General features: G+C 67.3%; 9 protein-coding genes and 1 pseudogene. 9 read left to right on the top strand and 1 reads right to left on the bottom strand.

The genetic code is table 11. The features are described 5' to 3' along the window. Positions 1–133: 133 nt before the first annotated feature. Together E6J59_03790 and E6J59_03785 are read left to right on the top strand one after the other, a co-directional pair. Positions 134–670: a DoxX family protein gene (locus tag E6J59_03790; GenBank protein ID TMB22474.1), complete on the top strand. Its 537-nt coding sequence runs from the start codon at positions 134–136 to the stop codon at positions 668–670. A 385-nt stretch (positions 671–1,055) separates the two neighbouring features. After that, on the top strand, positions 1,056–1,382 hold the full coding sequence (locus tag E6J59_03785; GenBank protein ID TMB22473.1) for a hypothetical protein: 327 nt from the start codon (positions 1,056–1,058) through the stop codon (positions 1,380–1,382). Positions 1,383–1,402: 20 nt separating this feature from the next. Here E6J59_03785 and E6J59_03780 read toward each other — a convergent pair whose 3' ends face one another. Then, the gene (locus E6J59_03780) at positions 1,403–4,483 is read right to left on the bottom strand and encodes a hypothetical protein (protein ID TMB22472.1); all 3,081 of its coding nucleotides are present in this window, start codon (positions 4,481–4,483) and stop codon (positions 1,403–1,405) included. Between the two features lie 349 nt (positions 4,484–4,832). On the opposite strand from E6J59_03780, the gene E6J59_03775 reads away from it, so the two are divergent. The 7 genes and pseudogenes from E6J59_03775 (at position 4,833) to E6J59_03745 (ending at position 11,155) form a co-directional block, all read left to right on the top strand. Continuing rightward, entirely contained in the window at positions 4,833–5,258 is a 426-nt protein-coding gene (locus E6J59_03775) for a hypothetical protein (GenBank protein ID TMB22471.1), read from the top strand. 82 nt (positions 5,259–5,340) lie between these two features. Next, on the top strand, positions 5,341–6,297 hold the full coding sequence (locus tag E6J59_03770) for a PEP-CTERM sorting domain-containing protein (GenBank protein TMB22470.1): 957 nt from the start codon (positions 5,341–5,343) through the stop codon (positions 6,295–6,297). Between the two features lie 119 nt (positions 6,298–6,416). After that, entirely contained in the window at positions 6,417–6,620 is a 204-nt protein-coding gene (locus E6J59_03765; protein ID TMB22469.1) for a hypothetical protein, read from the top strand. Between the two features lie 400 nt (positions 6,621–7,020). Next, complete coding sequence (locus E6J59_03760; GenBank protein ID TMB22468.1) at positions 7,021–7,245, top strand: hypothetical protein; 225 nt, start codon at positions 7,021–7,023, stop codon at positions 7,243–7,245. Positions 7,246–7,250: 5 nt separating this feature from the next. Further along, the gene (locus tag E6J59_03755) at positions 7,251–7,889 is read left to right on the top strand and encodes an alpha/beta fold hydrolase (protein TMB22467.1); all 639 of its coding nucleotides are present in this window, start codon (positions 7,251–7,253) and stop codon (positions 7,887–7,889) included. Positions 7,890–8,489: 600 nt separating this feature from the next. Continuing rightward, the gene (locus E6J59_03750; protein ID TMB22466.1) at positions 8,490–10,514 is read left to right on the top strand and encodes a hypothetical protein; all 2,025 of its coding nucleotides are present in this window, start codon (positions 8,490–8,492) and stop codon (positions 10,512–10,514) included. Positions 10,515–11,029: 515 nt separating this feature from the next. Beyond that, positions 11,030–11,155, top strand: a pseudogene (locus E6J59_03745) (leucine-rich repeat domain-containing protein). Positions 11,156–11,635: the final 480 nt, after the last annotated feature.

The raw sequence follows: 11,635 nt of genomic DNA, 5'->3' as shown, positions 1-11,635 counted from the left end.
CCCCTCCGGTGAGCAAGTGCTCCGACTTCGCGTGCGAACAGTGATGCGCCGACCGAACGAAAGGAGTGTTGGCATGATCCAGAGAACATGGACATGGGTTCTTCACCCCCCCGTGGCAGGACCGCGCGCGACGATGGTCGTTCGCATGATGGCTGGAGCGGTCTTCTTCTGGGAAGGGATACTGAAGTTCGTCTACGCCAACCAGGGCGTGGGGCGATTCACCAAACTCGGGTTGCCGTTTCCGGTCTTCACCGCGAACTTCGTGGGGGGGCTGGAAATCGTGGGCGGCTTGTTGCTGATCCTCGGCCTCGGCACACGGCTCATCACGATACCGTTCATCATCGAGATGCTCGTGGCGATGCTCTCCACCAAGCCGCGGCTTTTCCTCGGCACCTTGCCGCTCCCCCCACCCCCAGTTCCGCCGCAGGTTGGCATCTGGGCGGTCTTGCACGAGGTCCGCTCGGAGTACGCGCAGTTCATGAGCTGCCTCTTTCTCCTGATCTCGGGCCCGGGTCCGTGGTCGCTCGACCGGCCGCTTCGGTCCGATGAGGAAGAGAAGCGAGACAGCTTGGTCGAGGCGACCGCCCGGCGTCCACCCCTAACGGTGAGGCGTCCGTCGGAGGCAGGGGAAGAGTCCTGGTCTGACGCTCGTCGCGTCGTCAGGCGCTGATCACGAGGTCACGAGTTTTTGGGGGAAGACCAAACTGACCAGCAACAGCGCGGCGACCGACGGCGGCGCCATCTTCAACGGGAGCACGCTAACCGTCACGGTAACCAATAGCATCCTCGCCAATAGCACGTCGGGGGGCAATTGCAGTGTATCGGGCCGCGGCGGCCCCATCACCGATGGCGGTCATAACATCGATGACGGCGGAACGTGCGGCTTCACGGGTGCCAACTGTGCCACCACCACCGGCACCTCGTTCTGCAAAACCGACCCGCTGCTCGACCCCGCCGAGCTCGCCAGCAACGGCGGGCCAACGCAAACCATCGCGCTCGAAGCGGGGAGCCCGGCAATCAACGCGGGCGATGAGACCATCTGCGCGGCGTCACCCGTGACCGGTCTCGACCAGCGCGGGTTCAACCGTCCCGGTGTCGGCGCCACGAACTGCTCAATCGGCGCCTATGAGTTTGACGCGGTGCCGCCGGTCCGGTGCGGCGACGTGAACGGCGACGGCGCCGTCGACATCGGAGACGCGCTAATAGTGGCGCAGTTGGACGTGGACCTCCGGCGGTGTGGGGCGGCGCCGTTCAGCCACCCCGAAGTGTGTGACGTGAACGGCGACGGCGCATGCGACATCCGTGACGCCCTGCGTATGGCGCAGTGTGACGTGGGGTTGATTAGCTGCGCGTTCACCTGTGCGCCGTTTATCTGTCCATAAGGAAGGGCACTATGGTGCGATCAGGGACGGTGTCGCGGCCGTGACGCTGTCCTTGGAGAATCCAGCACTTCGCGCACGGAAGGATGCTTCAAGAACGACTGGCGAAGCTCGTGCCCGGGCGGCAACGAGTCCGCCAGCCGGGTCACGAGCGCAGCACTCTGACGGCGAGCCGCCTCGGCCTCGGCACGGCGACGTTGCCGGCCGTGCACGCGAGCGGCGGTGGCGGCGATGCGCCAAGCGACGACCGGCGCCTCGCGCCCCTGGATGGCGGCGAGCGCCTCCCGAAGAAACCCCTCGGCCTCGGACAGGCGCCCTGCCTCCAGGGCGATCTCTGCCAGTAGCCGCGCCGCGAGGGCCCGTGGCATCGGCTCGTCCGCGGTGGCGGCGAGCGCCTGGAAAGCCTCGGCCTCGCGACGAGCGCCGTCGAGGTCACCGCGCGCCAACCCGACCTGCCCCAGCCCGTGGCGCAGGTGGATATGCTCTGGCCAAGCCATGGAAGCGACTTCGGGCGCCCAGACGAGCTGTGGTGCCGTGAACGCCGAATACGCCTCGTCGAGCCGACCAAGACCGAGGAGCGCGAATGCCAGCGCGAACATCGCGCTTTGACGGCCCCGATCGGTGAGCGAAGGGCGCTGCAGCTCTTCACGCGCGATCGCTGCCGCGCTGGTGAAATCGAACGCTTCGCTGTGCAGCGCGGCCGCCTCCGACCGCAGAAAAGAGGCCAGGTGAACATGGCCGCTTTGGTTCGCCATGCGCAGTCCTTCGTCGATGGCGTTGAAGGCGGCACCCCATTCCCCGAGCTGCACGAGCGCGTCGACTCGCACACAGTGAGAAAACAGGTACGTGTAGGCGTTACCGGCATCGCGGGCGATCTCGATCCCCTCGAGCGCGGTCCTCGCCGCCTGTCGGAAGTCCGCCTGACAGCGCTGGACGAGGGCCAGCAAAATTTTGCTCTGCGCCAAGATCTCGCGATCGCCCGCGGCGGCCGCGGCCCCAACGGCCGCCTCTGCCAGCTGCATATCCCCGATTCGGCACCCGCGATCCTGGAGCCGCCAGTATATTGCATGAGACTCCGCGTCGGCGCGCACCACCGGATCATCGACACGTTCGCTGAGCGCCATGCCGTCGATGGCAGCGGCGCGACTAGCTTCGGCATCAACCCAAGCGAGCACCGTGGCGCGATAGAGGACGGCGCGGGCCTCCCAGGTCGGCTCCCCGCGCGTTCGCGCCCATGCCGCGAGTGTATCCAACGTCTGGAGCGTTGCATGCATGTCGCCGAGCCCCCGGCGGACTCGGCAGAGCTGATCGAGCAGCACCGGGTACATCGCGTCAGCATCGGCGGCCGGCAGACGGTCTGCGAGCGCGACGGCGTGCGTCAGTAGCGCGACGGCCTCTCCATACGCCCAACGCCGGACGTCGCCGTCGGCAGCACGCCGGAGATGCGCGATGGCCCGTCGGTAATCGTGCGCTTCCTCGAAGTGCCGGGCCATTTGCGATTCGACCACGCCGGCCTGCGCGCCATAGGTCTGCTCGAGCCACTCCCCCAGTCGTTGATGCAGCCGCAGGCGGCGCCCGGCGCCAACTCGCTTGATGAGCGCCTGCGGGTACAGGCTGTGGCTGAAGCGATAGCGAGCCACTGCCGTCCCATCGGCCCGGACGAACGGCGCTGACGCCGCCAGGAACTGCTCCTGCGCTGCAAGGGTTTCGCAACGGTCCTCGACAGCCAGGGGATTCGCATCGAGACCGGCCGCCAACGAAGGCACGGTGAATTCGTTTCCGAGGACGCTTCCGACTTCGAGGAGCTGCTGCAGCTCGAGGTCGAGGCGGCCGATCTGCTTGTCGATCAGCTGGCGGAGGCTCTCGGGGACGGCGCTCGCGATCTCGTCGAGTGGTCCCACCAGCCGCCAGTGACCGTCCTGGTCGACGAGCACACCGAGCGTGACGAGCTCGTCCACCACTCGCACCATGAAGAGCGGATTGCCGTCCGTCCGCTGATGCACCGCGCGCGCCAGCTCCGGCGGCAAGGAGGGCGTGTGGAAGCGCTGCCCCAGATAGGCGGCGATATCCGCCTCGCGGAGAAATTCGAGCGCAATGTCTTCGCACTGTCGCCGCACCCGGAGCTCCTGGAGCAGCGACCGCAGGGGATGTCCCGTGACGATGACGTCCACCGGGCGATAGCTTCCGAGGACGAGTAGGCGGGCGGGTTCCTCGCGACGCCCGAGCATCCCGAGGAGATCGAGCGTCGAATAGTCGCTCCAGTGGAGATCCTCGAGCACGAGGACGAGCATGGTTTCCGCGGTCAGCGCCTCGAGGGCTTCAGACATCTCGCGCAACATCCGCTCCTTCGTGGCTCCGACCAGATCCCGCCGTAACGCCTCGCGATCGTCGGGGCGCGCGAGCCAGGGCAACTGTACGACCCACGTCGGCGCATATCTTTCGAGCAGACGGATCACCCGATCGCTCCCGGGCTCGCGGAGCAGGCGTCCCAAGGCTTCCAGGACCGGGAGGTAGGCCTCGGCCGCGCCGTAATGCTCGAGGCACGCCCCGCGCGCGATCATCACGTCGGGCTCGGCTCCTGCCCGCGCCACGAATGCGTCGAGCACCGTGGTCTTCCCGATGCCAGCTTCCCCGGCGAGGAACACGAGCTGCCGCTGGCCGGCCCGGGCGCACTCCAGCCGAGCTTCGAGCTCCGCCAGCAGGCCAGCGCGCCCGATCGGTTCGGCCGACGCGTCCGCTCGCGGGGCGACCGTCGGCATCCGAGTGCGGGGGGCAATGAAACGGTATCCACGGCGTGGCACCGTCTCGATGAAGCGGGGGGCCCCCGAGTCGTCGCCCAGGGCCCGGCGGATCTCGAGGATGCTCACCTTGAGCACACCGTCGGTGACGTGGGTATCCGCCCACCCGGCGTGGAGCAGCTCTGCCTTCGTGACGAGCTTTCCGTTGTCCTCCACCAGGCGGCGCAGGACCGCGAACGCCTTCGGGGTGAGCGCGACCACCTCACCGTCGCAAACGAGCTGCTCGTTGGCGAGGTCCAGGGAGAAACCCTCGAACGTCAGGCGTCGATCTGCGTCCATCGCCGGGCGGGTGAACCGCTTCCTCACCGTCTTCTAACCGTAATCTGACCGCCGTTCCATGGTGTACGCCGGCGACGGGCCCTATCGTCGCTCCCGTGGCACAGAGGCGGAAGACATCGAGATCGCGGCAGGACGCGGACTCTCGCCACGTCCCGCTCCAGCTACCACCCGACCGGGCGTTCGTGCTGCACCTCGACGCGTCCGCGCTTCCGCCACGACGCATGCTCGGGCGGGTCGAGCACGTCGCTTCCGGGCGGGTCGCTCACGTCACGTCGATGCGAGGACTGGTGACCTTCCTGATGGATGTCCTGCGCGACGAGGCACCGCAGACCGAGACGAGTGACCCCGGCGAGACCGTCGGAAGGAGGCACGAGCGATGACCAGCGAGTTCGAGCTGATGCCCTGCGAGCCGGAAGCCGTCTTGCCGGCACAGATGTCCGGGGGCGCGCGCTGGGATGCCGATATGTCAGGACCGCGTGCACTCATGCTCGCCGTCCTGGAGGACGCGGTACGGTGCATCGAAGAGGGACGCTGGCAGCGCCGCTTCCGCACGCGTCGGCTGGCCGCGGAGGCCCAGGCCTGGGTGTGGTGCGATCGCGCGGACTGGCCCTTCTCGTTCGTCAACATCTGCGAGGTGCTCGGGTTCGACGTGGACGCGATGCGTGCCCGCCTCCTGACCCGCTATCCGGCTCCCAGGCGTCGCGCCCGCGTGCGATCGCCTATACGGGGCCGGATGGTGAGTCTGGCGCTGCGACGCTCTGCGAGCGCGCCAGGACGGCTCGGTGCGATCGCCACCGGCTGACCGGGTCAGCGTCTTGAAGCGCACCAAATGGGGAGGAAACATCCGTTCGGCGATGTCAAACAACTCGAAAGGAGAATGATCGATGAGAACGCTTGCTCTAATGGCCGTCACGTTGATCGTCGGGGTGTGGCTCGCGACGCCCGCCTGGGCAGATCGTTTTTTCTTCAGCACCGGTACCCCGGACGGGCGGCTCGGAGCGCTGTCCCAGCCTCCCGCCTCCGAGACGCTCGAGACCGAGACTGCCGATGACTTCATCCTCAGCCAGCCCACATTCATCAGCGGAGCCATCATTGTCGGGTTGATCCCGCCTGGAACGCCCCTGGCGAATATCAGCAATGTCGAGGTCGAGGTGTATCACGTCTTCTCCAAGGACTCGGATGTCGAACGCACGTCCGGGCCGCCGACGTTCTCGACCGCGCAGGTGCCGACACGCGTGAACTCCCCCTCCGATGTCGAAATCGATGACGCCACGCGCGATGGGACCGACGGTACTCTGGGTTTTTCCGCCAGTGTGCTGAATGCGAGCTTCCCGGTGCTGAACACCGTGGTCACTGGCATCAACAAAAAGCCGGATCAAACCACCCTCGGCGACGGCTCAGCGACCGGCGAAGAGGTCCAGATCGACATTGCCTTCACTCCCCCGATCCTGCTGCCGCCAGATCAGTACTTCTTCCGTCCCGAGGTCCAGGTAGCCGGCGGCGATTTCCTGTACTTGTCGGCGCCGAAGCCGATCGTGGCGCCCGGAACGCCGTTCATGGGAGACCTGCAAGCCTGGATCCGCAACTCGGACTTGAAGCCCGACTGGTTGCGAATCGGTACCGACATCATCGGCGGCGCGCCCGCGCCGACCTTCAACATGACGTTCTCCCTGACCGGCGCTGCCATTTCCGGAACGCCCGGGCGGGCGAACTGCCGCGGCAAGACCGTCTCCGGGCTCTCCGAAGACTTTGGAGAAGAACTTGATGCAGCTGCCTCAGCGCTCGGATTTTCCAGCGTGAAGGCTCTACACGACGCCATCGTGGCGTTTTGTGAGGAATAGTACCGATGTTCCAGTGTTCCACTTGCGACTCGCCTAGCGGGAATCAGGCTGTATCCCGACGTGGTCCTAACGCGACGGTCGTGTGGGCGTTCTGTGTGAGAAGTGGGTTGGGAGCGACCGTGAGCGACCGACTCGAGAGTCTCGCGACGTGGCGGAATGGCGACGCATCATCACGTGACATCACCGAGGTCTGCATCCAGGAAGGCGCACTGCACGAAGACATTCACATGAACGCACGCCCCAATCGACGCGCCGAGCTCAGAGCGGCCGCCATCGCAGTGGCCTTCTTCATCCTCTGTGCCGTGGCGGCGTTCCATTCCTGAGGGGCGAGAATGACGTCGTCGTACCATCCCGCCGACCTTCGTATGAACTGGCGGCTCCTCGGCACGCGCTGGACGCCAGGACAGGCCGACACGTTGGGCCCGCTGATGGCGAGGGCGATGACGCACGCGCTGGCGGAAGGGCCGAGGGCTCCAACCGCGAGGGCCGTGCCGGCCCCGGCTGCATCCGTCCGCGCGGCTCGGACGTAGCCGCGATGACGAAGCAAGAACCGCCGCGAACTTCAGGAGAAGAGATGAAACGCCTATCGATCGTCGCCTCGCTCAGCCACCCCGCACTCGGCCACCACCTCGGCACCAGCCTGAGGACCGGACGCTTCCGCGTCTACACGCCCGATCCGACCTCGCCGGTGTCCTGGAGACTCTAGAAGGGAGAGCGCATCCCATGACCCGACCGACGGCAGTGGACCTCCTTCTTGCGAGAGCCGAGTTCGAGGCGATGGACGCGGCCGTCGGCTACCACGAGGGGCTCGCCTCTGCCGCTGAGGTCGCCGCTGCGGAGGCGAGGTTTGAACAGGTCGCCGCCAGCGTCGGGCGTCGGAGAACGCTGCGTACGTTCCTCGTATTTCCGTCCCGCCGAGACATGGTCGCGGCGAACTTCGGGCACTGAAACCCATGATGAGCCTCTGGACTGTCGGCACGGAGCTCTCCGCACTCGGTCTGCTCGCAGCCTCGACGCCCCTGCACCCAATCCTGGCGCGCGATCACTTCGCTGCGACACCTACCTACCCCACACCAGTCCTGCTCGTGCACGGTTTGCTCGGCAGCCCGACGAACTTTCTCCGCCTGCGTCGCGTGCTCTCTGCCCGGGGCGTCGGGAACCTGGCCAGTTTCTCGTACCGGCCCGCGCTCGACCACCAGCGCCTGACGCTGCAGCTCCGCGACACGATCGAGGCCGTCTGCCTGGCGACGGGTTCGGACCAGCTCGACGTAGTCGGGCACAGCCTGGGAGGGGTCCTCGCCCGCTACCTCCTCGAGGTAGGCGACGGCGGCCGCGTTCGCCGACTGGTCACTCTCGGGGCGCCATCCCTCACGGGACGACTGCCGGACCGCGAGCTCGCGATCTTCGGCGCCGACGATCCCCTGGTGTCCCCCCCGTCCTCCGCATGCGGACCACGCGGGCGGGTGGTGGTGATTCCAGACTGCGGCCACTGGGGCCTGCTCTTCCAGCACCGCGTGCTTCGTGCCGTGGAGCGCTTTCTCACGTGCTCCACGCTCGCCGTGCGGTCCCTGTGGACCTCCCGCGCCGCATGACAGCGTCACTTGCATCTCGACGCCCGCGCGCAAAACGTCGGGCTCGGGCGATGGCTCGCCGTCTCTCACCGGCGCGCGCAGCAGCTGCGTCTCGGCGCGCGGGGCCTTCGACATGGTGGGCAATCTGGCCGAGTGGGTGGCGGATTGGGTGCCAAACTCGACGAACTGCCCGGGCTGGGCCAGCGCCAGCAATGACGACATGATCTCGCCGGGGCGAGCACGACATCGAACTTTCCCGGTGCGCTGCTGCGCGGCGGCGCTTTCTTCGTTGGTCCGCTTGCCGGCCCGCTCGCGGTCCGTGACGCTCCACCGGGTTTGGAAGCGACCGTCTTCATCGGCTTTCGTTGCGCCCGCTGATCCGAGCGCATCGAACGCCACGTCGCGTTCGCCGACGCCTCCCGCTCACCGAACGCGACTCGCAGTCCGACCGCTGAGCCCGTCCTCCCCCCGGGTTCGGCATTCGAGAAGCAGCTTCGCGCGCCCGCAGTCCCTTTCAACGCACGCCGGGTCACGCGCATCCGGCAACACCGGTCGCGCGTAGAGACACGCGACCAGCACCGCCGACGGCCTTTGCCGCGGCCCAGTAGTCGGAGGACTCCAATGCGACCTCAGCTCACCGTTTTCTCGATCGCCCTGTTGTGCGCGACGGTCGCCTCGGCGGCCCAATCAGCAGGGCAACCCGCCGCGCTCGATAGGGTCCTCGGCCAGCTGCACGACATCCGTGCGGCGCGCGCCTCGAACCCCAAGCAGGGCAAAATCAGCTCCCGGCTTCTTCCTCCCGCGACGGTGGGGCCCTCGACGGGCGGTCTCGTGGCCGCACCGCCGCCGCGCACCGCCGACGGGAGTCTGCACGTGTACCTCGATTGCTCCCCGCTCGGCTCCACCGAGCTGCAGAAGCTGCAGCAGGCGGGCGTGAGGATCGAGCGCATCCAGATGGCGCGCGGCCGCGTGCAGGCGCGCGTGGACGCGAGCGCCCTCGATACGCTCGCCGGCTTCTCATGGGTGCACGCCATCCGGACCGTCGACCCGGCCGTGACACGCGTCGGTGCCGTCACGACGGAGGGCGATGCGGCGGGCCGGGCGGACGTGCTCCGCGCTCAGGGCCTCGACGGGACCGGCGTGGTCGTCGGCGTCATCTCGGACGGCATCGACAGCGTGACGGCTGCGCAGGCCACGAACGATCTCCCCGAGGTGCAGGTCCCGAACGACCTCCGCTGCCAGAAGGGCGCCGGCGACGAAGGCACGGCACTCCTCGAGATCGTGCACGACGTTGCGCCCGGTGCGAAGCTTCTCTTCAGCGGGCCGGCGAGCAGCCTCGATATGATCGACACGGTCGAGTGCCTGGTCGACGCCGGCGCGAACGTGATCGTCGACGACTTGGGGTTCTTCGGCGAGCCGTACTTCGAGGATGGCCCCGTGGCAGCAGCCGTCGACGCCGCGGTGACGGCCGGGGTTTCGTATCACTCGTCCGCGGGCAACGAAGCCGAGGAACACCTCGAGGAAGACTTCTTCCCCGCCGCGGGGTCGAACGGGCAAGTCCACGACTTCGCGGCCGGCGCGGGCGATCCATTCAACGGGGTCGTCGTGCCGGGAGGAGGGACGCTCACCTGCATTCTTCAGTGGAACGATCCGTTCGGGGGCGCCGCGGACGACTACGACCTGGTCCTGCTCGACGCCGACTTGAACGTCGTCGCGGAGAGCATCGACCCGCAGGTCGGCGCACAGGACCCGATCGAGGCGGTCGCAGTCGTGAACCAAACCGACACCGACCAGCTCGCCAACGTCCTCGTCCAGCGCTTTGCGGGTGCACCGCGCCGTCTCGAGCTCTTCTGCCTGGGCGCGGCCGCGATGGAGCACGGCACCGCCACCGGCAGCATCTTCGGGCACGCGGCACTGTCATCGGTGGTCGCCGTCGGCGCAATGAACGTTCACGATCCCGGCCTCGACGGCGTCGAGGCATTCAGCTCACACGGACCGGCTCGCATCGATTTCCCGAGGCTCGAGATTCGCGCCAAACCCGATCTCGTCGCGTTCGACGGGGTCGCGATCTCGAACGCCGGTGGCTTCCCGGCCTGCCCGCCCTTCTGCGCCTTCTTCGGCACGTCGGCGGCCGCGCCACACTCGGCGGGTATCGCCGCCTTGCTACTCGACCAGGACCCGACGCTAACGCCGGCGGAGGTGCAGGCGGCCCTCACACGGGGTGCCGTCGACATCGGACCACCGGGGTTCGACGACGCGAGCGGCTTTGGCCGGATCGACGCCCTGGCCTCGGCCGAGACATCCACCAGCTCGACCACCACGTCGACCACCCGCCCGACGTCCACGACGACGTCCACCAGCTCGACGACGACCACCAGCACCACGATTCCCGCGGTCCGCTGCGGCGACGTGAACGGCGATGGCGTAGTCGACATCGGCGACGCCCTCCTGGTGGCGCAGTTCGACGTGGGCCTCCGCCGCTGCGGGGTGGCGCCGTTCACGCACCCGGAGGTCTGCGACGTCAATGGCGACGGATCCTGCAACATCGGCGACACGCTCCGGCTGGCGCAATGCGACGTGGGACTGGTCGGCTGCACGTTCACGTGCAGGCCGTTCGCCTGTCCCTCAGGGAAGGAGCTACCATGATCCGTCGTCTCCCGAGCGTCGTCGCGTTGATCCTCACGGCCGGCACCGCCGGACTTGTCACTGGGACGGCCAGCCACGCCGCACAAGCGACGCTCGGCTGTCCCGGGACTGTCCAGACGGGGGAGCAGCTCGCGACCGGGATCACGGTCGACGTGGGCACGACCCCGCTCGGCGCGTACTCCCTCACCGTAACCTACGACCCGACCGTGCTGACGATCGCGTCGGTCGAGGGCGGAAACAGTCCCGAGTTCGCGGGGACGCCGACGACCAATCCCGGCTCCTTCACGAGTGGAAGCACGAACATTTCCGCCTTCCAGACCGGCAGCCTGACGGGACCGACCGGGGTCGTCAGCATCACTCGGGTCAGGTTCAACGTCGTCGGGGCGACCACGACCACGACGTCGGTCGGCCTCACGGTCGGCAGTCTCTTCGACACGAACTCGAATCCGATCTCCCCCACGGCGACCGGATGCATGGTGATGGTCATCGGTGGCACCGCCACGACCACCTCCAGCACCTCGACCACAAGCTCAACGACAACGACTCAGCCGGCGACGAGCACCACCACGAGCACGACAAGCACAACTACAACAGAGCCTTCGATCACCACGACGACCTCCTCCACGACGACGACGATCCCAGGTAATACGTGCCCCCTGGGGCAGGGATTTTGGAAGAACCATCCTTCGGCATGGCTGGTCCGCACGCTGACGCTAGGCAGCCAGACGTACCCCGAGAAGGAGTTGCTGACGGTTTTGAGGACGGCGCCCGGGAACGGCTCAGGGAACGACGCCAGCGTGATCCTGGCGCATCAGTTGATTACGGCGAAGCTCAACATTGCCAACGGTTCTGATCCAACAGCCATCGCGGCGACTGTGGCGGACGCAGACGGTCTCCTCGCGGCGTTCGTCGACAAGCTGCCCTATAGAGTCAGGTCGTCCTCGGTGTTGGGTCAGGCGATGGTCAACGATGCCGGGTTACTTGACAGCTACAACAGCGGGAGTCTGACGCCCAATTGCGTCGCAGAGGAAGACCCGCCAAGTGGCGCTTCTCACATCCGGGTGGGACGCTGACCCGGGACTGGCCGGTGCCGCTTCGCCTGGGGATCGCGTCACCTGGAG

The organism is Deltaproteobacteria bacterium (genome assembly GCA_005879795.1).
In the GTDB taxonomy this organism is placed as follows: domain Bacteria; phylum Desulfobacterota; class Binatia; order DP-6; family DP-6; genus DP-6.
The sequence above is the reverse complement of the archived record's forward strand: the minus strand, read 5'-3'. Positions and strand labels throughout refer to the sequence as shown.

Coding starts and splice junctions, on each gene's coding strand:
- E6J59_03790 (TMB22474.1), top strand. CDS start 134: ATGGTCGTTCGCATGATGGCTGGAGCGGTCTTCTTCTGGGAAGGGATA.
- E6J59_03775 (TMB22471.1), top strand. CDS start 4,833: ATGACCAGCGAGTTCGAGCTGATGCCCTGCGAGCCGGAAGCCGTCTTG.
- E6J59_03770 (TMB22470.1), top strand. CDS start 5,341: ATGAGAACGCTTGCTCTAATGGCCGTCACGTTGATCGTCGGGGTGTGG.
- E6J59_03760 (TMB22468.1), top strand. CDS start 7,021: ATGACCCGACCGACGGCAGTGGACCTCCTTCTTGCGAGAGCCGAGTTC.
- E6J59_03755 (TMB22467.1), top strand. CDS start 7,251: ATGATGAGCCTCTGGACTGTCGGCACGGAGCTCTCCGCACTCGGTCTG.
- E6J59_03750 (TMB22466.1), top strand. CDS start 8,490: ATGCGACCTCAGCTCACCGTTTTCTCGATCGCCCTGTTGTGCGCGACG.